Annotated in this window: 21 protein-coding genes; 10 read left to right on the plus strand and 11 right to left on the minus strand. The window is 67.6% G+C overall.

Annotation, left to right across the window (positions count from 1 at the left end; genetic code table 11):
* Nucleotides 1-4: 4 nt before the first annotated feature.
* The 9 genes from HPS01S_RS19330 (at nucleotide 5) to hpaI (ending at nucleotide 8,074) form a co-directional block, all read left to right on the plus strand.
* Complete coding sequence (locus tag HPS01S_RS19330) at nucleotides 5-649, plus strand: fumarylacetoacetate hydrolase family protein (protein ID WP_066159999.1); 645 nt, start codon at nucleotides 5-7, stop codon at nucleotides 647-649.
* Nucleotides 646-1,419, plus strand: a complete 774-nt coding sequence (locus HPS01S_RS19335; protein WP_066160002.1) for a fumarylacetoacetate hydrolase family protein — start codon at nucleotides 646-648, stop codon at nucleotides 1,417-1,419. The genes HPS01S_RS19330 and HPS01S_RS19335 overlap by 4 nt, the downstream gene beginning before the upstream one ends.
* Complete coding sequence (gene hpaE / locus HPS01S_RS19340) at nucleotides 1,416-2,891, plus strand: 5-carboxymethyl-2-hydroxymuconate semialdehyde dehydrogenase (RefSeq protein ID WP_066160005.1); 1,476 nt, start codon at nucleotides 1,416-1,418, stop codon at nucleotides 2,889-2,891. Before HPS01S_RS19335 ends, hpaE begins: the two co-directional genes overlap by 4 nt.
* A gap of 342 nt (nucleotides 2,892-3,233) precedes the next feature.
* Nucleotides 3,234-4,160: a 3,4-dihydroxyphenylacetate 2,3-dioxygenase gene (gene hpaD / locus HPS01S_RS19345; RefSeq protein WP_066160008.1), complete on the plus strand. Its 927-nt coding sequence runs from the start codon at nucleotides 3,234-3,236 to the stop codon at nucleotides 4,158-4,160.
* A 14-nt stretch (nucleotides 4,161-4,174) separates the two neighbouring features.
* Entirely contained in the window at nucleotides 4,175-4,621 is a 447-nt protein-coding gene (locus HPS01S_RS19350; protein WP_066160010.1) for a 5-carboxymethyl-2-hydroxymuconate Delta-isomerase, read from the plus strand.
* A 7-nt stretch (nucleotides 4,622-4,628) separates the two neighbouring features.
* Nucleotides 4,629-5,456 carry a 2-oxo-hept-4-ene-1,7-dioate hydratase gene (gene hpaH, locus HPS01S_RS19355; RefSeq protein WP_066160015.1) on the plus strand — a complete coding sequence of 276 codons (828 nt, stop codon included), beginning with the start codon at nucleotides 4,629-4,631 and terminating at the stop codon, nucleotides 5,454-5,456.
* A 31-nt stretch (nucleotides 5,457-5,487) separates the two neighbouring features.
* A complete protein-coding gene (locus HPS01S_RS19360; RefSeq protein WP_066160018.1) occupies nucleotides 5,488-6,249 on the plus strand; it encodes a class II aldolase/adducin family protein in 762 nt (253 codons plus the stop codon).
* Nucleotides 6,246-7,268 carry a 2-dehydropantoate 2-reductase gene (locus HPS01S_RS19365; RefSeq protein ID WP_066160021.1) on the plus strand — a complete coding sequence of 341 codons (1,023 nt, stop codon included), beginning with the start codon at nucleotides 6,246-6,248 and terminating at the stop codon, nucleotides 7,266-7,268. Before HPS01S_RS19360 ends, HPS01S_RS19365 begins: the two co-directional genes overlap by 4 nt.
* Complete coding sequence (gene hpaI, locus HPS01S_RS19370) at nucleotides 7,265-8,074, plus strand: 4-hydroxy-2-oxoheptanedioate aldolase (protein WP_066160024.1); 810 nt, start codon at nucleotides 7,265-7,267, stop codon at nucleotides 8,072-8,074. Before HPS01S_RS19365 ends, hpaI begins: the two co-directional genes overlap by 4 nt.
* Before the next feature lie 74 nt (nucleotides 8,075-8,148).
* On the opposite strand, the gene HPS01S_RS19375 is transcribed toward hpaI, so the two are convergent.
* The 3 genes from HPS01S_RS19375 to HPS01S_RS19385 are packed head-to-tail and all read right to left on the minus strand — an operon-like array spanning nucleotide 8,149 to nucleotide 10,747.
* Nucleotides 8,149-9,183, minus strand: coding sequence for a TRAP transporter substrate-binding protein (locus HPS01S_RS19375; protein WP_066160027.1), 1,035 nt, complete (start codon nucleotides 9,181-9,183; stop codon nucleotides 8,149-8,151).
* 17 nt (nucleotides 9,184-9,200) lie between these two features.
* On the minus strand, nucleotides 9,201-9,890 hold the full coding sequence (locus HPS01S_RS19380) for a class II aldolase/adducin family protein (protein ID WP_255284260.1): 690 nt from the start codon (nucleotides 9,888-9,890) through the stop codon (nucleotides 9,201-9,203).
* A complete protein-coding gene (locus HPS01S_RS19385; RefSeq protein ID WP_066160033.1) occupies nucleotides 9,887-10,747 on the minus strand; it encodes a VOC family protein in 861 nt (286 codons plus the stop codon). The genes HPS01S_RS19380 and HPS01S_RS19385 overlap by 4 nt, the downstream gene beginning before the upstream one ends.
* 99 nt (nucleotides 10,748-10,846) lie before the next feature.
* Here HPS01S_RS19385 and HPS01S_RS19390 point away from each other — a divergent pair, with 99 nt between their 5' ends.
* On the plus strand, nucleotides 10,847-11,773 hold the full coding sequence (locus tag HPS01S_RS19390; protein ID WP_066160036.1) for a LysR family transcriptional regulator: 927 nt from the start codon (nucleotides 10,847-10,849) through the stop codon (nucleotides 11,771-11,773).
* A 12-nt stretch (nucleotides 11,774-11,785) separates the two neighbouring features.
* Here the strand turns inward: HPS01S_RS19390 and HPS01S_RS19395 are convergent, their stop codons facing one another.
* The 8 genes from HPS01S_RS19395 to HPS01S_RS19430 form a co-directional block, all read right to left on the minus strand.
* Complete coding sequence (locus HPS01S_RS19395) at nucleotides 11,786-12,199, minus strand: VOC family protein (RefSeq protein ID WP_066160039.1); 414 nt, start codon at nucleotides 12,197-12,199, stop codon at nucleotides 11,786-11,788.
* A 184-nt stretch (nucleotides 12,200-12,383) separates the two neighbouring features.
* Nucleotides 12,384-12,722: a single-stranded DNA-binding protein gene (locus tag HPS01S_RS19400; protein WP_066160041.1), complete on the minus strand. Its 339-nt coding sequence runs from the start codon at nucleotides 12,720-12,722 to the stop codon at nucleotides 12,384-12,386.
* A 142-nt stretch (nucleotides 12,723-12,864) separates the two neighbouring features.
* Complete coding sequence (locus HPS01S_RS19405; RefSeq protein ID WP_066160044.1) at nucleotides 12,865-13,656, minus strand: 2-keto-4-pentenoate hydratase; 792 nt, start codon at nucleotides 13,654-13,656, stop codon at nucleotides 12,865-12,867.
* Nucleotides 13,657-13,697: 41 nt separating this feature from the next.
* Nucleotides 13,698-15,089, minus strand: a complete 1,392-nt coding sequence (locus HPS01S_RS19410) for an amidase (protein ID WP_066160047.1) — start codon at nucleotides 15,087-15,089, stop codon at nucleotides 13,698-13,700.
* Between the two features lie 75 nt (nucleotides 15,090-15,164).
* Nucleotides 15,165-15,416 carry a 2-hydroxymuconate tautomerase gene (gene thmT / locus HPS01S_RS19415; RefSeq protein WP_255284263.1) on the minus strand — a complete coding sequence of 84 codons (252 nt, stop codon included), beginning with the start codon at nucleotides 15,414-15,416 and terminating at the stop codon, nucleotides 15,165-15,167.
* Nucleotides 15,374-16,351: a Bug family tripartite tricarboxylate transporter substrate binding protein gene (locus HPS01S_RS19420; RefSeq protein WP_066160050.1), complete on the minus strand. Its 978-nt coding sequence runs from the start codon at nucleotides 16,349-16,351 to the stop codon at nucleotides 15,374-15,376. Before HPS01S_RS19420 ends, thmT begins: the two co-directional genes overlap by 43 nt.
* A 12-nt stretch (nucleotides 16,352-16,363) precedes the next feature.
* A complete protein-coding gene (gene dmpG, locus HPS01S_RS19425; RefSeq protein WP_066160053.1) occupies nucleotides 16,364-17,401 on the minus strand; it encodes a 4-hydroxy-2-oxovalerate aldolase in 1,038 nt (345 codons plus the stop codon).
* Between the two features lie 103 nt (nucleotides 17,402-17,504).
* Complete coding sequence (locus HPS01S_RS19430; RefSeq protein ID WP_066160056.1) at nucleotides 17,505-18,419, minus strand: acetaldehyde dehydrogenase (acetylating); 915 nt, start codon at nucleotides 18,417-18,419, stop codon at nucleotides 17,505-17,507.
* Nucleotides 18,420-18,441: the final 22 nt, after the last annotated feature.

The raw sequence follows: 18,441 nt of genomic DNA on the forward strand, positions 1-18,441 counted from the left end.
CCCCATGAACCCCAATCCCTACCTGCCCGGCGGCACCGTCTACGGCACGCTGCTGAACTTCCGGCGCGAACACGCGCTCTGGGCGCCGCGCATGCACGAAGCGCCCTACAAGGCGCCGCCGGCCGCACCGGTGCTCTACATCAAGACCGCCAACACCTTCACCCGCAGCGGCCAGGCCATCGCGCTGCCGCGGGGCGTGGCCGAGGTGGAGGTGGCCGCCAGCCTGGGTCTGGTGGCGGGCGAGGGTGGCCGGGTGGCCGGCGCCGTGCTGTTCAACGACGTGGCGATTCCGCACGAAAGCTACTACCGCCCGCCGGTGAAGTTTCGCTGTGTCGACGGCTTCCTCGGCGTGGGCGATGCGATGCGGCCTTTGAACTCGCTGGCCGAACTGTCGTCGCTGGTGCTGGAGCTGCGCGTGGACGGCGTGATGCGCCAGCGCACCGCCCTGGCCGACCTGGTGCGCGACGCGGCCACGCTCTGGGCCGACGTGAACGCCTTCCAGTCCATGCGGCCAGGCGATGTGCTGATGGTCGGCACCGACTGCCTGGAGGACGGCTCACGACCGCGCGCCAAGGCCGGCGACTCGGTCGAGATCACCGCCACCGGCTTCGCGCCGCTGGTCAACCACTTTGTGCAGGAGACGGTATGAAACACGCCCGCATCGCCTGGGCCGGCGCGGTCCACGACGCCGTCGAAGCGGACGGCCAGCTTGAACTGCTCACGCCCGCCTTCAACGGCCGCCGTGTCGGCTTCGATGAGGTGGTCTGGCTGCCGCCGCTCGCGCCCATCCACCGCCCGCGCACCGTGCTCGCGCTCGGCCTGAACTACGCCGACCACGCGAAAGAACTCGCCTTCAAGGCACCCGAGGAGCCGCTGGCCTTCGTCAAGGGTGAGGCCTCGCTCATCGGCCACCGCGCCTTCACCGTGCGACCCGACGGCGTGCAGTTCATGCACTACGAGTGCGAGCTGGCTGTGGTGATCGGCAAACCTGCGAAACGCGTGAAGAAGTCAGAAGCGCTGCAGTACGTGGCCGGCTACACGGTTGCCAACGACTACGCGATCCGCGACTACCTGGAAAACTGGTACCGACCCAACCTCAGGGTCAAGAACCGCGACACCTGCACGCCCCTGGGCCCCTGGCTGGTGGACGCCGCCGACGTGCCCGATCCCCAGGCCCTGGCGTTGCGCACGGTGGTCAACGGCAAGGTCACGCAGCAGGGCCACACGAAGGACATGATCTTCGACGTCGCCACGCTCATCGATTACTTCAGTGCCTTCATGACCCTGATGCCCGGCGACCTCATCCTCACCGGCACGCCCGACGGCGTCGTCGACTGCCAGCCCGGCGACGTGGTCGTCACCGAGATCGACGGCATCGGCTCCCTCACGAACACCATCACTTCCGAAAGCAAGGCATGACGCAACGCATCCACCACCTCATCAACGGCAAGACCGTTGAAGGCACCGACTACTTTGAAACGATCAACCCGGCCACGCAGGGCGTGCTGGCCGAGGTCGCATCGGGCACCGAGGCCGAGGTCAACGCCGCGGTTCAGGCCGCCAAGGACGCCTTCCCGGCCTGGGCCGGCCTCCCCGCCACCGAGCGCGCCAGGAAGATCCGCGCCCTGGGTGACCTGATCGCCAAACACGTGCCCGAGATCGCGAGGACCGAGACCGAAGACACCGGGCAGGTGATCGCGCAGACCGGCAAGCAGCTGATCCCGCGCGCCTCGGACAACTTCTACTACTTCGCCGAGATGTGCACCCGCGTCGACGGCCACACCTACCCCACGCCCACGCACCTGAACTACACGCTGTTCCACCCGGTGGGCGTCTGCGCGCTCATCAGCCCGTGGAACGTGCCCTTCATGACCGCCACCTGGAAGGTCGCACCCTGCCTGGCCTTCGGCAACACGGCGGTGCTCAAGATGAGCGAGCTCAGCCCGCTGACCGCCGCGCGACTGGGCGAGCTGGCGCTGGAGGCCGGCATCCCGGCCGGCGTGCTCAACGTCGTGCACGGTTTCGGCAAGGAAGCGGGCGAGCCGCTGTGCGCCCACCCGGATGTGCGCGCCATCAGCTTCACCGGGTCCACCGCCACCGGCAACCGCATCGTCAAGACCGCGGGCCTGAAGAAGTTCAGCATGGAACTGGGCGGCAAGAGCCCGTTTGTCATCTTCGACGACGCCGACCTGGACCGCGCGCTCGACGCCGCGATCTTCATGATCTTCAGCAACAACGGCGAGCGCTGCACGGCGGGTTCGCGCATCCTGGTGCAGCAGAGCATCTACGCCGACTTCGTCGCGAAGTTCACCGAGCGCGCCAAGCGCATCGTGGTGGGCGACCCGCTGGATGAGAAGACCACTATCGGCCCGATGATCAGCAAGGCGCACCTGGCCAAGGTGCGCAGTTACATCGAGCTGGGTCCGAAGGAGGGCGCGACGATGCTGTGCGGCGGGCTGGACCGTCCTTCGTATGCCGCCGAGCTGCCGTCGCATGTGGCGGGCGGCAACTACGTCTGGCCGACGGTGTTCGCCGACGTGGACAACCGCATGAAGATTGCGCAGGACGAGATCTTCGGCCCCGTGGCCTGCCTGATTCCGTTCAAGGACGAGGCGGACGCGATCCGCATCGCCAACGACATCCAGTACGGGCTGTCGAGCTATGTCTGGACGGAGAACATCGGCAAGGCGCACCGTGTGGCGGCCTCGATCGAGGCGGGCATGTGTTTCGTGAACTCGCAGAACGTGCGGGATCTGCGGCAGCCGTTTGGTGGCACCAAGGCGTCGGGCACCGGACGCGAGGGCGGGACCTGGAGTTACGAGGTGTTCCTGGAGCCCAAGAACGTCGCGGTGTCCATGGGGTCGCATCACATTCCTCATTGGGGTGTTTGATTTGCGCTCCTCTGCTGTTTCGCTCGGCTACCTGGGCGGGCTTGGAGGACCGGGGTACCCGGTTCCGCTCATGTCCCCCGAAACGGGCTTTGCCCGTTTCTCCTCCTTTACTTCGCTGCACCGGGTACCCCGATCCTCCAAGCCGGAAGTGATGCTGGCACTCCACAGTTCGAGCACCGATGCGCAGCGAGAGAAGGCGAGGTGGGTGGTGTGCCGCAGCGAAGTAAAGGAGGAGGGCTGCGCGCAGCGCAGACCGGGGGACATGAGCGGAGGTACACCACCCACCTCGCCTTCCACCACAAACGTCAGACAAGACAACGCACAAAACAGGAGACAAGCCAAATGGGCAAAGTAGCACTGGTCGGCAAGATCACCCACGTCCCCTCGATGTACCTCAGCGAACTCGACGGCCCCCGCAAAGGCACGCGCCAGGACGCCATCGACGGCCACAAAGAAATCGCGCGCCGCTGCAAAGAACTGGAGGTAGACACCATCGTCGTCTTCGACACCCACTGGCTCGTCAACGCCACCTACCACCTCAACTGCGCGCCCCACTGGCAAGGCACCTACACCAGCAACGAGCTGCCCCACTTCATCAGCAACATGGGTTACGCCATCCCCGGCAACCCCGAGCTGGGCCAGTTGCTCGCCAAAGTCGCGAACGAACACGGCGTCGAAACCCTCGCCCATCACGCCACCACGCTGCAGCCCGAATACGGCACCCTCGTGCCCATGCGCTACATGAACGCCGACCAGCACTTCAAGGCGGTCTCGGTCTCGGCCCTGTGCACCTCGCACTACCTCAACGACAGCGCGCGCCTGGGCTGGGCCATGCGCAAGGCCGTCGAAGACCACTACGACGGCACCGTCGCCTTCCTCGCCAGCGGCTCGCTCAGCCACCGCTTTGCGCAGAACGGCCTGGCGCCCGAATACGCGTTCAAGGTCTGGAGCCCTTTCCTGGAGACGCTGGACCACCGCGTGGTGGAGATGTGGACCAACGGCGAGTGGAAGACCTTCTGCGAGATGCTGCCGGAGTACGCCAGCAAGGGCCATGGCGAAGGCTTCATGCACGACACGGCCATGATGCTGGGCGTGCTGGGCTGGAGCGAATACACCGGCCAGGCCGAGATCGTCACGCCCTACTTCGGCGCCTCGGGCACCGGCCAGATCAACGCGCTGTTCCCGGTGCTGCCGGTCAGCGGCGCCGCCGTTCCTCAGCCCGTGGCCTCGCGGGCCGACGGCTATTCCAGCATTGCCACGCGCCTGTAAACCGGAAGCCCACCATGCCCCACCTCGTCATCCTCTACACCCCCAACCTCGACAAACCCGCCTCGCAGGGCGGCGTCGACATGGGCGGCCTCTGCCGCGCGCTGGCCGACGCCATGCTCGCGGTGCGCGACGAGCAGGACCGCCAGGTCTTCCCCACCGGCGGCACGCGCGTGCTGGCCTACCCGGCGGCGCACTGCGCGGTGTCCGACGGCGGCGCGGCCGGCATCGCGGCCGGGCTGGGCGGCGACTACGCCTTCGTCTACATGAACGTGCGCATGGCCAGGGGCCGCAGCGCCGTGGTGCACCAGCGTGTGGGCGAGGCGCTCAACGCCGTGGTGAAAGAACGCTTTGCCGAACAGCTGGCCAGGCGTCCCATCGGCATCACCGTGCAGGTGGACGAAGGCACAGAGGTCTTCGACGCCAAGAACAGTTCCCTGCACCCGCTCTTCAACAAGGCATAAAACGACCATGTTCGACGACGCCCTCGTTCAGCAGCTCGCCGCCGAGCTGCAACGCGCCCAGCAGACCCGCACGCAGGTCGAGCACTTCTCCAAACGCCACCCCGGCATGACCATCGAAGACGGCTACCGCATTGGCCGCGCCTGGGTGGATCTGGAAAAGGCCGCCGGCAAACAAGTCATCGGCCACAAGATCGGCCTGACCAGCCGCGCCATGCAGATCAGCAGCCAGATCGACGAGCCCGACTACGGCACCCTGCTCGACGACATGCTCTACACCGCGAGAGCGGGCGAGGTGCTGGAGATTCCGGTGAAGAACTTCATCGCCCCGCGCGTCGAGGTCGAGCTGGCCTTCGTGCTCAAGGCGCCGCTGGCCGGGCCGAATGTCACGGTCGAAGACGTGCTGGCCGCGACCGAGTACATGACCCCCGCCATCGAAATCATCGACGCGCGCATCGAGCAGTTCGACCACCACACGAAAGTGATGCGCAAGGTCTACGACACCATCAGCGACAACGCGGCCAACGCCGGCATCGTGATCGGCGCGGGCGACCCCGCGTTCAAGGCCGACCCGCGCCGCACCAACCGCCCCTGGTGCGGCGCCATCCTGCGGCAGAACGGCGCGGTCGAAGAGACGGGCCTGGCCGCCGGCGTGCAGGGCGACCCCGCCATCGGCATCGCCTGGCTGGCCAACAAGCTCGCGCCCTGGGGCGAGACGCTGCAGGCCGGCGAGATCGTGCTCGCCGGCAGCTTCACGCGGCCCGTGGCGGCCAAAGCGGGCGACCTGTTCGAGGCCGACTACGGCCCGCTCGGCAGCCTGCGCTTCCGCTTCGTCTGACCGCACACACATATATAGAAGGAGACCCCTAATGGCCGACGCCTTCCTCAAACCCGCCCGCTTCAGCGACGCCGAATGGCAGGCGCGCGTGCAGCTCGCCGCCTGCTACCGCATCTTTGCCCACCTGGGCTGGCAGGAGCTGATCTACAACCACATCTCGCTGCGCGTGCCGGGGCCGGACGACCACTTCCTCATCAACCCCTTCGGCCTGCACTACACCGAGGTCACCGCGTCCAACCTGGTCAAGGTCGATGTCGACGGCAACATCATCGGCAACGACGACTGGCCCATCAACCCGGCCGGCTTCACCTTCCACGGCGCCATCCACGCCACCCTGCCCGACGCGCACTGCGTGATGCACGTGCACACCACGCCGACCATGGCCGTGTGCTGCAGCGAAGAAGGTCTGAGTTTCACCAACTTCTACGCCGCGCAGCTGCACAACCAGGTGGCGTACCACGACTTCGAGGGCATCACCGTGCACCGCGAAGAGGGCGCGCGCATCCTCGCCAGCGCGGGCGGCAAGCGCGTGCTGCTGCTGCGCAACCACGGCCCTGTGGTCATTGGCCACACGCTGCCGCAGGCCTTCAACCTCATGTGGCTGGTGCAGCGCGCTTGCGAGATCCAGGTGGCCTCGGCCACGCTCGGCAAGCTGCGGCAGATTCCGGTGCCGGTGCTCGAAGGCTGCGTGCGCGATTCCCTCAACTTCAACCCGAAATACGGCGCCGGCGAAGACTCCTTTGCCGCCATGCAACGCCTGATCGACCGCATCGACCCGGGGTACCGCGCATGAGTGATTCGCCCAGCTTCAAGAAGGTCGCCATCGTCGGCGTCGGCGCCATCGGCGGCCTGTTCGCCGGCTGGCTCGGTTCGCGCCTGCCGGCCGGTCAGATCCAGCTCTCGGCCGTGGCGCGCGGCGAGACCCTGCGCGCCCTGCGCGAGCGCGGCCTGGTGTGGGTCGATGCCGATGGCGCCGAACACAGCGTGGCGGTCAACGCCAGCGACGACGCGGCGAGCCTGGGCGTGCAGGACCTGGTGATCGTTTCCGTCAAGGGCCCGGCCATGCCACAGGTCGCACCCGCCGTGCGCGCCCTCATGGGCCCGCACACCACGGTGCTGGTCGCCATGAACGGCGTGCCCTGGTGGTTCTTCGACGGCCTGCCGGGCGAGGCCGCGGGCCTGCAGCTCAAGGCGGTGGACCCGCTGGGCCTGACGGCGCAGCACATCCCCACGGCGCAGGTCATCGGCTGCGTGGTGCACGCCAGCGCCGCCGCGCCGCAGCCGGCGCGCATCGAGCGCATCAAGAACAACCAGCTCATCCTCGGCGAGCCCGCCGGCGGAACGTCTGTCCGCGTGCAGGCGCTGGGCGAACTGCTCACGCAGGCGGGCTTCGGCGTCACCGTGTCCGAGCGCATCCAGCGCGACATCTGGTTCAAGCTTTGGGGCAACATGACCATGAACCCGGTCTCGGCCATCACCGGCGCGCCGTGTGACCGCATCCTGGACGACGAACTCGTGCGCGGCTTCTGCAGCGCCGTCATGCGCGAGGCACAGACCATCGGCGCGCGCATCGGCATCCCCATCGACCAGCAACCCGACGACCGCCACGCCGTCACGCGCAAGCTGGGTTCCTTCAAGACCTCGATGCTGCAGGACGTGGAAGCGGGCCGCCCCATCGAGCTCGACGCCCTGGTGGGCGCGGTGCGCGAAATCGGGCAGCATCTGGGTGTGGCCACGCCGAACATGGACGCACTCATGGGTCTCACGCGGCTGATGGGCCAGATGAAACACCTGTACCCCGACACACCATGAAGATCCCGCAGAACACCTTCCGCGACGCCCTCAAGGCTGGCAAGCCCCAGATCGGCTGCTGGGTCGGTTTCGCCTCGCCCGACGTGGCCGAGGCCCTGGCCGGCTGTGGCTTCGACTGGCTGCTGATTGACGGCGAACACGCGCCCAACGACCCGCGCACCGCCCTCGACCAGCTGCGCGCCATCGCGCCGTACGGCATGACCCACGCGGTGGTGCGCGCGGTCGAGGCCGACGTCGCACTGGTCAAGCAGTACCTCGACGTCGGCGCACAGACCCTGCTGATCCCGATGATCGACACCGCCGAGCAGGCCGCGCTGATGGTGCAGGCCATGCGCTACCCGCCCGAAGGCATCCGCGGCATGGGCGCGGCGCTCGCGCGCGCCTCGCGCTGGAACCAGGTGGACGACTACCTGAACCAGGCCAACGGCCAGATGTGCCTGTTGGTGCAGGCCGAGACCGTGACCGCGGTGAACAACCTCCAGGCCATTGCCGAGACCGAGGGCGTGGACGGCGTGTTCTTCGGCCCGGCCGACCTCTCGGCCAGCATGGGCCACCGCGGCCAACCCGGCCACCCCGAGGTGCAGAAGGTCATCCTCGACGGCATCGCCACCGTGCGCGCCGCCGGCAAGGCCGCCGGCATCCTCGCCACCGACCCGGCACTGGCGCAGCAGTACCTGGACGCGGGCGCGTTGTTCGTGGCGGTGGGGGTGGACACGACGCTGCTGGTGAAGGCGGCGACGGGGTTGGTGCAGCGCTTTGGGGGTGGGGCGCCAAAGGCCAGGGTGGCGCCGTCCGGCGGATACTGAACAAAAAAACTGGCGCGAATTGCGCCAGTTCATGCGGTTTCCATGTCTGCGCCCGCGAAGGGCGCACGACCCGGTCACCTGGATTTTTCGATCAGCTCTTTCGCGGTCTTCAACAGCGCGGCACCGTTGAGACCACGCTTGTTGATTTCCGCCACCAGCTCCTCATCCAGCTGGTCCGTGGCCTTCTTCCAGTTCTGCAGCTCGCTCACGGGCAGCGTGTGGATGGTGTTGTTGGCCTGCTGGACCAGCTTGCGTCCGGGCGCGTCGGCCTCGTGAATCATCTTGCCGATCCAGGCCGACAGGTCGGCACCACTGTTGGCATCGATGACCTTCTTCAGCTCGGGCGACATGGCGTCGTACTTGGCCTTGTTCATGGCCAGAACGAACACCTGGGCGTACACCGCGTTGAACTTGGGATCGCTCTCGGTGGTGAACTTGGTCAGCTCGTGCATCCGGGTGGATTGAACGACCTCGTAGGGTGTCAGGGCGCCATCGATCACGCCCTTGGACAGCGCTTCCGGCACCGCAGGCAATGCCATGCCGACGGGTGTGGCGCCCAGGGCCGACAGCATCCGGGTCGTCTGCCGCGTGGCACCGCGCATCTTCAGGCCCTTGAAGTCGGCCAGCGACTGGATGGGCTTGCTCCTGGTGTAGAAGTTGCCGGGTCCGTTCATGTGGAAGGCCAGCGGCTTCACCTCCTTGTACTCGGCCGCGTTGTGCTTGGTCTGGAACTCCCAGAGTGCGCGGCTGGTGGCCTCGGGCGTGTTCATCATGAACGGCAGTTCGAACAGCTCCGTCACGAGGAACCGGCCGGGCGTGTACCCCGGGATGGTCCAGATCATGTCCACCACGCCGTCTTTGGCCTGGTCATAGAGCTGCGGGGCCGAGCCGCCGAGCTGCATCGACGGAAAGATCTTGCACTTGATCTGGTTGGCCGATTCCTTGGTGACCTTCTGGCACCACGGCTCCAGCACCTTGGCCTGGATCGGGGCGCCGGCGGGCAGGAAGTGGTGGATGCGCAGCGTCACTTCTTCGGCCTGGGAGGCGGTGGCAAACGCCAGGCCGGCGGCGAGCGCCGCGAGTGTGCGCAGGGAAAAACGTGGGGTCATGGAGGTCTCCTTTGTGGTTAGAAAGCAAGGGGTTCGGGGTCGTTCCTGAGCAGGAACTCCCACACACGTTCGGCGATGCGGCCGTTCCAGGTCGCGCGCTCGGCCGCCACATCGCCCGCCAGCACGGGGCCGGTGTCGGCCAGCCCGGCGGACAGGGCGGCGAGCTCCACGCGCGCGGCGTCTTCCAGAAAGTAGGCCAGCGCCACCGCGCGTTCCGGCGTCGCGGCGGCCGTCACGGCGCCGTTCACGTTGAGGAACAGCGCCGGCTGCTCCGCCATCAGCGCTGCGGCCTGCTCGGCCGCGGCATCGTTGCGGATCAGCGCCGCGCCGGACCACATCGGAACGCCGGCCGCGAAGTAGCTGCCGAAGCCATGACGGGCCCGGGGCGTCTTGCCGAGCGCGGCCAGGGCGGTGATCTGCGGCGAGATGAAGCGGCAGATGGCGCCCACCCCGGGCCGCCGGCGGTAGAGCTGCTGGTGGATGCGGACCTCGCCCAGCACATCGGGCGGCAGCTCACCGGCGATGTCCACGACCGTGCCGGGCTCTCCCGCCCGGATCAGGGCCATCGGCCGGGGCGCACACACCAGGAAGCGCTCATCGTCCAGCCGCACGCTGCAATGCCCGAACGGGCCGGACAGGCCGTTCTGTCCCAGCGCGCGCGCCATCCGGCGAACGGTCAGCTGTGCGTCTTCGGGTGCGGGCCTCAATCCCGGAACTCCGCGATGTCCGGCTTGGAACCCCACATGCAGAACGACGTGGGGTGCAGCGGGAACTGGCGGGGGCGGTAGTTCGACAGGTCGCCGACGATGTTCCGGTCGCTGTTGGAGTATTCGAAGATGACCTCGTCGTGGCCCTCGAAGTAGACGAAGTTGCCGCCCGACGTGGGGTGGCGGCCAGGCCCGAAGACGATGCGGACGTCCTGACTCTTCAGGAAGTACCACGCCTTCATGATGTCGTCGATTTCGGCCACCTGGAAGTTGATGTGCTGGATGCCTTTGCGCTGCGATGCAAACAGCGCCATCTGGTGGTGGCGGGGGTTGACCCGCAGCAGGGGGCAGGGGCCGATCCAGTCACTGATCATGGTGTTGAAGTGACTCATCCAGAAGTTCTGGTCACGGGCGGGATCGGTGGTGCACAGCCCCACGTGTCCGAAGCCGATCAGGCCCGCATCGCGCGAAGGGAAGAAGCGCTTGCCCGCGTCGTGGGGACGGGCGACGATTTCGATGCGGTTGCCGGTGGGGTCGTTGAACCAGATGAAGGCCTCCACATGCCGGTCCGCCGCCTCTTCGGTGGTGCCCGCGCCGCAAGGCACACCCGCCGACTGCAGCCGTTCAAGCGCCGCGCCCAACTGGGTCCAGTCCTTGAGTTCAAAAGCCACCGTGTGGTCGCCGGGGTCTCCGTCGAAGTAGCAGACCGTGTGGTGGCGCGCGTCGCTCTTCAGGTAGAGGCGGTCTTTGGTGTGCTCCACGGCCTGCAGACCCACTATTTCTGTGCAGAATTTTTGTGCACCGTCCAGGTCGCGGGTTCCCACGCGCACGTAGTGAATGTCTCTGAGTTCGATCACTGCTGTCTCCTTGTTTTGCTCCTTTCAAATCTACTGGCGGCTCGCGCCCGAGGCAAATGACGGACGATGATGGTGAGTATTTCCAGTGAAAATACTGAAATGAAGCCCGAGATCGACCTGAATCTGTTGCGCGTCCTGTGTGCCGTGCACGCAACCCGGAGTGCGTCCAAGGCCGCCGAAGAACTGGGCATGACCCAGTCGGGCGTGAGCAATGCCCTGCGGCGCTTGCGCACCTCGTTCTCCGACCCGTTGTTTGTCCGTTGCGCCGACGGCATGCAGGCCACGGCCCGTGCGCAGGAACTGATCGACCTGATTGCGCCCGGCATGGCGGACATCGAATCCGCCCTGACCAGCACGACCGGGTTCGACCCGGAGCAGTCCAGCCGCCTGTTTCGCATCATGGCCAGCGACCTGGCCCAGGTGGTCCTGATGCCGCGGCTGCTGGCCCGGTTGTCACCCCTGGCGTCGAACGTGCGCTTCGAGACCGTGGATGCAAGCCCCGAGGACGGGCGCAGGGGCATGGAGGGCGGCTCGATCGATATGGTGTTCGGCAACTGGCCGGCGTTCGGTCTCGACTTTCACCGGCAGGTGCTGTTCAAAGAGACCTTTGTGGTGCTCATGCGGGAGGACCACCCGCTGTCCCGGCGCAAGCTGACCCGCAGCGCCTACCTGAACGCGAGGCACCTCGACTACCGCCCCGGTGGTGTCAGCTACCAGCTGCTGCGCCAGGTGCTGGACAAGGTGCTGCAGACGCAGAACCAGAAGCGGCACGTCACCTTCACCGCCGCCCACGCCCTGGGTCTGGCCTCGGTGCTCAGCGAGTCCGACCTGTTGCTGACCCTGCCAAGCCGCCTGGTGAGCGCCATCACGTTCGGGCGCACACAGCTGGTGGTGCGCCCGCTGCCCATCGACAGCCCCGAGATGGCCATCACCCTGCAGTGGCACACCCGGGTGCACCGCGATCCCGCGGTCACCTGGCTGCGGCGCTCCATCGTGGACATCTTCAGCGCGCCCGAAGGGGGCTGAACCCGGCGCCGCTCACTCCGGCAGGTGGCAGACGGCTTCGATGTTGTTGCCCTCGGGGTCGATCACGAAGGCGCCGTAGTAGTTGGGGTGGTAGTCCGGGCGCAGGCCCGGCGCGCCGTTGTCCTTGCCGCCGGCCGCCATCGCCGCCTTGTAGAAGGCGTCCACCTGTGCGCGGCTTTGTGCGCGCCACGCCAGATGGCAACCCGAAGTGGCCGCCGGCCCGCCGTAGGGCGAAGGCCCGTCGATGAACCAGACATCGGCCTTCTTGCCGTCGGGCTCGGCGGCGTCCGGGTAGGCCAGGCCGAGGATGTTGGAACCGTAGTTCCCTTCAAAACAGACGCTGTAACCCAGCGGCGCCAAGGCCGCGCTGTAGAACGCCTTGGCCTTGGCGATGTCCGTCACGCGAAACGTCATGTGGTCGAGCATGTGGGGTCCTTGAGTGGGTGTGGCGTGCAAGATCGCACTGCGAAACTGTGCATGCATACAGTTATTTGCGAAAGGGCTTGCGCAGTCAGCTCGGCTCCGACCCGTATCAGTGCTTCATTTGATTGCGACCGATGTCCGCACAAGGCAGGTGGCAGTCACTTGGTTTCACCCCCACGAATGTCTGCTACGGCAGGGAGTTGCCGCCCGTAACCGCGCGCTTGCGGTTCACGTGGTAGATCGAAAGTACTTGGCTTGCCACCAGGTCCAGCGCCGGCCGCGTGTTGCCCTGCTTGTCGGTCCAGACCTTTGGCGTCAGCGCGCCGGAAACTGCCACCGTGTCTCCCTCGTCTAGCGCCAGCAAGGCGAAACGGGCTTCGGCTGCGAAGGCAATCACATTGACGATCAAGCTCTCGCCCTCGCCGGATTGAGTCTTCACTTTGACGAGCACAAAGGCACTGTCATGCTTGCCCTGTCTTTCTTCAGCACGGCCTATCAGGGTGCCGGTTACCAAGCCTTCGATCATTGGGGTTCCAGGAGTCGTGGGTGAATTGTCGCTGAAGGGGTCGGGTACAGGCGGAGGGCGGCTTTCGCTGCTTTGGCGTCTTTGATGGAGCTGTTCGTTGATCGGGTTGATATGCCGGCGAGCCGTGCCTATCAGGTGTCTCTCATGGGCGCCGCACAGGCACCTCTACCGACCACACGTCCCCCGCTGTAAACACCCCCACCAACTGCCCACCAACCTCCAGCACACAAGCCGCGGTCAGCCCACCCGTGATCACCAGATCACCCGCCTCCAGTCGCTGACCATTCGCAGCCAGTTCCCGCACCAGCCGCGCCACCGCGTCCAGCGGGTGGCCATCGGCGTCGGCGCCCACACCCTGGCCCAGCGTGCGGTCCCCATCGCACAGGCGCACCGCCACGGTGTCGAGCGTCATCAGGTCGGTCACGGGCAGGCGCGGCCCAACGACCACCTGGCCGGCGGACGAGTTGTCGGCGGTGTTCTGTTCGAGGTTGAAGCGGTAGCCGGTCCAGGTGGAGTGCACGACTTCGAGGCAGGCGTAGGCGCCTTCCACGGCGGCGGCCACACGGTGGCGGTCGACGGGCACGTGCCGTGCGTCGAGGGGGGTCTTCAGGCGCAGCCCGATCTCTGGTTCCACGCGCGGCTGCACCAGGCGCTCGTCCACCGCGTCGCCCGAACCGAGCAGCATCCAGTCGGTCAGCGGCCCGAAGTTGGGCCGGTCAATACCCATCTGGCGGCGCATCACCTCGGACGTGTAGCCCAGCTTCCAGCCGACCACGCGCTCGCCGGCGGCGAGGCGCAGCGCGAGCAGCGCGCGCTGGATGGCGTAGGCGGTGGCGAGGTCGGGCGAGCCGAGGGTGGCGTCGGCGTCCAGCGTGTGCCCCGCCTGGCGGGCGGCCCAGATGGCTTCGGCGAGTTGGGCGGGGGTCTGGGTCATGGGGGCTCCGCCTGGAAGGGGTTGAGGGTGGGGCGCGCCGGCTACGGCAGGTCGGGCGGCGTGCCCAGCAGCGCGTGGCCCTGGCCGATCAGGGTTTCGATGCCGAGCGCGATGCCGATCAGCCGCGCCTCGGCGTGCGGTGGCCCCATCAGCTGCAGGCCCACCGGCATGCGGTTGGCGTCGAGGCCCACGGGCATGGTCAGCGCGCACCAGCCGAACAGGTTGCTGATGGCGGTGTTGCGCATGGCCTTCATGTTGGCCGGCGCGTAGGTCTCCACCGTGCCGATGTCGGCCAGCCGCGGCGGCGAGGCGGGCACGGTGGGCGTGAGCAATACGTCGACGTCGTCGAACACCCGCGCCGCGCCCGCGCCGCAGCGCTGCAGCACGGCCTTGCGCCGCAGGTACTCGACCGACGACACCTGCTCGGCCCAGCGCACGCGGTCGCGCACCACCGGGTCCAGGCGCTCCACCTTGTGCGGGAAGTGCAGGTCGAGGTAGGCCGCGAGTTCGGACGCCGCGAGGCCGCCGCGGCGGAAGATGTCGAAGGCCTCTTCGCAGTGCGGCAGCGGGAGGCGGACCACCTGTGCGCCGGCCTGCGCGAGGCGTTCGATGGTGGCGTCCACCACCGCGCCGATGCTCGGGTCGATGTCGTCCCAGAAGTGGTTGGTCGGCACACCGATGCGCAGGCCCTGCAGGCGCGCCGGGGGCGGCGCGGGCTGGCCCGCGTGCTCGGGGTCGAGCGCGGCGAAGGCGTAGGCCAGGTCGTCCACCGTGCGGGTGAGCACGCCCGCGGTGTCGAGCGAGGACGACAGGGGCACGATGCCCTCGACCGGCCAGCGCCCCACCGTGGTCTTCAGGCCCACCTGCCCGGTCATGGACGCGGGCACGCGCACCGAACCCGCGGTGTCGGTGCCCAGCGCCAGCAGGGCGCTGCCCTGCGCCAGCGAGACGCCCGCGCCCGCGCTGGACCCGCCCGGCACGCGGTGCTCGTGGGGCGACCAGGGGTTCCGGGGCGTGCCCCAGTGGGCGTTGACGCCAAGACCCCCGAACGCGAACTCGACCGTGTGCGTCTTGCCGACCACGATGCCCAGCTGCCGCTGCAGCCGCGCGACCAGCGGTCCGGCCGCCTGCCAGGCCTCGGGCAGGGCCTCGTCGCTGCCCGCAAACACCGGCAGGCCGGGCACGCCGTACAGGTCCTTCACCGACACCGGCAGGCCCATCAGCGGGCCCAGGTCCAGACCCTGGTCCAGCAGGGTGTCGACCGCCGCGGCGGTGCTGCGGGCGCGCACGCCGTCCCAGGTCTTGTAGGCGTTGAGCCGGTGTTCCGTGCGCGCGTGGTGTTGTGCGCAGGTGTCGACCAGCGCCACCGCGGTCAGCTCGCGGCGGCGCAGGCGGGCGGCGTGTTCGGCCAGCGACAGGTGGGCAGCGGTCAAGGGCTTTCTCCTCGGGGTGTGGTGAACAGGGTGTGCGCCATTGTCACCACCCGGCTGCGGCGGCCTTCGCCGCGGTCAGCGCCCGAGGTCCTTGGCGCTGACGCCCGCGATGCCCCAGTTCTCCTTGGGCATTTCGTGGATCCAGACGCGGATGGTTTCCTTCTTCGCGTCGGTCGCCTCGTGCAGCGCCTGGGTGACCTTCTCGATCACGGCCTTCTTCTGCTCGGGGGTGCGGCCTTCGAGTATGTAGATCTGTGCGAACGGCATGGTGGTGGTCTCCTGGGTCAGTTGGCTTTGATGTCCAGCTTGCGGATCAGGGCACCCCAGCGGTTGTTCTCGGCCTTGATGAAGGCGCCGAACTCCTGGGGCGTGGTGACGCGCAGGTTGCCGGAGATGTTGTCGAACGCGGCCTGGGCCTCGGCGGTCTTGGCGCCTTTGGCCCAGGCGTCGTGCAGCTTCTGCACGAGGGCGGCCGGGGTGGCGGCGGGGGCGACCAGGCCGAACCAGGTCTCTACCGCGAAGCCGGGGTAACCGGACTCGGCCACGGTCGGCACGTCCGGCAGCGCGGCGGCGCGCGTGGGCGATGTGACCGCCAGCGCCTTGAGCTTGCCCGCACGGATGTGCGGCAGCGTGGTGGCCAGCGAGCTTTCCATGCTCATGATCACCGTGCCCGAGAGCAGGTCCGGCACGATCTGGCTCGACCCCTTGTAGGGGATGTTGGTGAGTTCGATGCCGGCCACCGACTGCAGCAGCTCGGCGGCCAGGTGGTTGCTGGTGCCGATGCCGGACGTGGCGTAGCCGAGCTTGCCCGGGTTGGCCTTGGCGTAGGCCACCAGACCCTTGAGGTCGGCGAACGGTGCGCTCGGGTGCACGACGATCACGCAGGGCGTGGTGCCCACCAGCGAGATCGGGGCGAAGTCCTTTTCCACCTGGAACGGCAGCTTGTCGTAGAGGTAGGGCGCGATGGCCAGGCTGCTGATGGCCGACAGCCCGATGGTGTAGCCGTCCGGTGCGGCCTTGGCCACCGCGTCGGTGCCGATGTTGCCGCCCGCGCCGGCCTTGTTCTCGACCACGAAGGACTGGCCCAGGGCGTCGCCCATGGCCTTGGCCGCGGTGCGGCCCATGATGTCGGTGGGGCCACCCGGCGGGAAGGGCACGATGAGCTTGACGGGGCGGGCGGGGTAGGCGTCCTGCGACCAGCCGGCCGTGGGTGCCAGGGCCAGACCGGCCCCCACGGAGGCGATGAAATCTCTGCGTTGCATGGGCTGTGTTCCTCAGGCGGCTTTTTTCTGTTGGCGGGCGTCGCGCTCGCGGGCCATGGTCATGGCGGTGTCTTCGATCATGTCTTCCTGGCCGCCGACCATCTTCTTGCGGCCCAGCTCGACCAGGATGTCGCGCGCCGACAGGCCGTACTTGACCGCGGCGCGTTTGGCGAACAGCAGGAAGCTGCCGTACACGCCGGCGTAGCCCAGGGTGAGCGCGTCGCGGTCGATGCGGATCGGGAAGTCCATGATGGGGGTGACCAGGTCTTCGGCCACGTCCTGGATCTTCCAGACGTCCACCCCGGTCTGCACGCCCATGCGGTCGAGCACGGCGACCAGCACTTCCATGGGGGTGTTCCCCGCGCCCGCGCCCAGGCCGGCAGCGGCGGCGTCGATGCGGGTGGCGCCACATTCAATCGCGGCGACCGAGTTGGCGACGCCCATGGCCAGGTTGTGGTGGCCGTGGAAGCCCAGCTCGGTCTCGGGCTTGAGCGCGTCGCGCACCGCCTGCAGGCGGGCCTTCACATCGGCGGGCAGCATGTAGCCGGCCGAGTCGGTGATGTAGATGCAGTTGGCGCCGTAGCCCTCCATCAGCTTGGCCTGTTTCACCAGGCCTTCGGGGCTGTTCATGTGGGCCATCATCAGGAAGCCCACGGTGTCCATGTCGAGCTGGCGCGCGTAGGTGATGTGCTGTTCGCTCACGTCGGCTTCGGTGCAGTGCGTGGCCACGCGGATTGTGTGCACGCCCAGGCCGTGCGCCATCTTCAGGTGGTCGACGGTGCCGATGCCGGGCAGCAGCAGGGCCGAGACCTTGGCCTGCTTCATCAGCGGGATCACGGTGCCCAGGTACTCCTCGTCGGAGTGGGCCGGGAAGCCGTAGTTGACGCTGGAGCCGCCCAGGCCGTCGCCGTGCGTGACTTCGATCAGCGGCACGCCGGCGGCGTCGAGGCCGCAGGCGATGCTCTTCATCTGGTCGAGCGTCATCAGGTGGCGCTTGGGGTGCATCCCGTCGCGCAGGGTCATGTCGTGCAGGGTGATTTTGGTGCTCATGTGAATCTCTTTCGGATGTCTTTGCGAGGGCTGCCGCAGAACCGGCTTTGCCGGGCTGCAGGCTGCGCCCCCTGCAAGGGGGTGACGCGAAGCGGCGCCGGGGTTAGGCCATGCTTGGTTCGAGCACGAGCTCGCCCTTCAGAATTTCTTCGGCAAACATCTCGGCGGTGCGCGCGGCGGCGGCGGTCATGATGTCAAGGTTGCCGGCGTACTTGGGCAGGTAGTCGCCCAGGCCCTCGACCTCCATGAAGACCGAGACGCGCTGGCCGTCGAAGACCGGGCCGTTGACCAGCTTGTAGCCCGGCACGTACTTCTGCACTTCCTTGATCATGTCGTGCACGCTCTTGGTGATGGCGGCCTCGTCGGGCGTGCCTTCGACCAGGCAGTGCACCGTGTCGCGCATGATCAGCGGCGGCTCGGCCGGGTTGATCACGATGATGGCCTTGCCCTTTTTCGCGCCGCCCACCTTCTCGACCGCGCCGGCCGTGGTGCGGGTGAACTCGTCGATGTTCTTGCGCGTGCCGGGGCCGACCGACTTGCTGGACACGGTGGCCACGATCTCGCCGTAGGCCACCGGCTGCACGCGGCTGACCGCGTAGACCATGGGGATGGTGGCCTGGCCGCCGCAGGTGACCATGTTCACATTCATCTCGCGTTGGCCGACGTGCTGCTTGAGGTTGACGGGCGGCACGCAGTAGGGGCCGATGGCCGCGGGCGTGAGGTCGATCATCATCGCGCCCTGCGCGTTGACCTTGCGCGAGTTCTCGGCGTGCACGTAGGCGCTGGTGGCGTCGAACACGATCTGCACGCCGTCGGCCTTCATGTGCGGGATCAGGCCGTCCACGCCCTCGGCGGTGGTCTTGATGCCCATTTCCTTGGCGCGCTTGAGGCCGTCGGAGTTGGGGTCGATGCCGACCATCCACACGGGTTCGAGCACCGGGCTGCGCTGCAGCTTGGCCAGCAGGTCGGTGCCGATGTTGCCGGGCCCGATCAGGGCGCACTTGATTTTTTTCGTCATGGGTTGACTCCAGAAAAAAGGA

The organism is Hydrogenophaga pseudoflava NBRC 102511, assembly GCF_001592285.1.
GTDB lineage: Bacteria > Pseudomonadota > Gammaproteobacteria > Burkholderiales > Burkholderiaceae_C > Hydrogenophaga > Hydrogenophaga pseudoflava.

Coding starts and splice junctions, on each gene's coding strand:
- HPS01S_RS19365 (WP_066160021.1), top strand. CDS start 6,246: ATGAGTGATTCGCCCAGCTTCAAGAAGGTCGCCATCGTCGGCGTCGGC.
- hpaH (WP_066160015.1), top strand. CDS start 4,629: ATGTTCGACGACGCCCTCGTTCAGCAGCTCGCCGCCGAGCTGCAACGC.
- HPS01S_RS19400 (WP_066160041.1), bottom strand. CDS start 12,722: ATGATCGAAGGCTTGGTAACCGGCACCCTGATAGGCCGTGCTGAAGAA.
- HPS01S_RS19405 (WP_066160044.1), bottom strand. CDS start 13,656: ATGACCCAGACCCCCGCCCAACTCGCCGAAGCCATCTGGGCCGCCCGC.
- HPS01S_RS19390 (WP_066160036.1), top strand. CDS start 10,847: ATGAAGCCCGAGATCGACCTGAATCTGTTGCGCGTCCTGTGTGCCGTG.
- HPS01S_RS19375 (WP_066160027.1), bottom strand. CDS start 9,183: ATGACCCCACGTTTTTCCCTGCGCACACTCGCGGCGCTCGCCGCCGGC.
- dmpG (WP_066160053.1), bottom strand. CDS start 17,401: ATGAGCACCAAAATCACCCTGCACGACATGACCCTGCGCGACGGGATG.
- HPS01S_RS19395 (WP_066160039.1), bottom strand. CDS start 12,199: ATGCTCGACCACATGACGTTTCGCGTGACGGACATCGCCAAGGCCAAG.
- HPS01S_RS19335 (WP_066160002.1), top strand. CDS start 646: ATGAAACACGCCCGCATCGCCTGGGCCGGCGCGGTCCACGACGCCGTC.
- HPS01S_RS19350 (WP_066160010.1), top strand. CDS start 4,175: ATGCCCCACCTCGTCATCCTCTACACCCCCAACCTCGACAAACCCGCC.
- hpaI (WP_066160024.1), top strand. CDS start 7,265: ATGAAGATCCCGCAGAACACCTTCCGCGACGCCCTCAAGGCTGGCAAG.
- HPS01S_RS19430 (WP_066160056.1), bottom strand. CDS start 18,419: ATGACGAAAAAAATCAAGTGCGCCCTGATCGGGCCCGGCAACATCGGC.
- HPS01S_RS19360 (WP_066160018.1), top strand. CDS start 5,488: ATGGCCGACGCCTTCCTCAAACCCGCCCGCTTCAGCGACGCCGAATGG.
- hpaD (WP_066160008.1), top strand. CDS start 3,234: ATGGGCAAAGTAGCACTGGTCGGCAAGATCACCCACGTCCCCTCGATG.
- hpaE (WP_066160005.1), top strand. CDS start 1,416: ATGACGCAACGCATCCACCACCTCATCAACGGCAAGACCGTTGAAGGC.
- HPS01S_RS19330 (WP_066159999.1), top strand. CDS start 5: ATGAACCCCAATCCCTACCTGCCCGGCGGCACCGTCTACGGCACGCTG.
- HPS01S_RS19420 (WP_066160050.1), bottom strand. CDS start 16,351: ATGCAACGCAGAGATTTCATCGCCTCCGTGGGGGCCGGTCTGGCCCTG.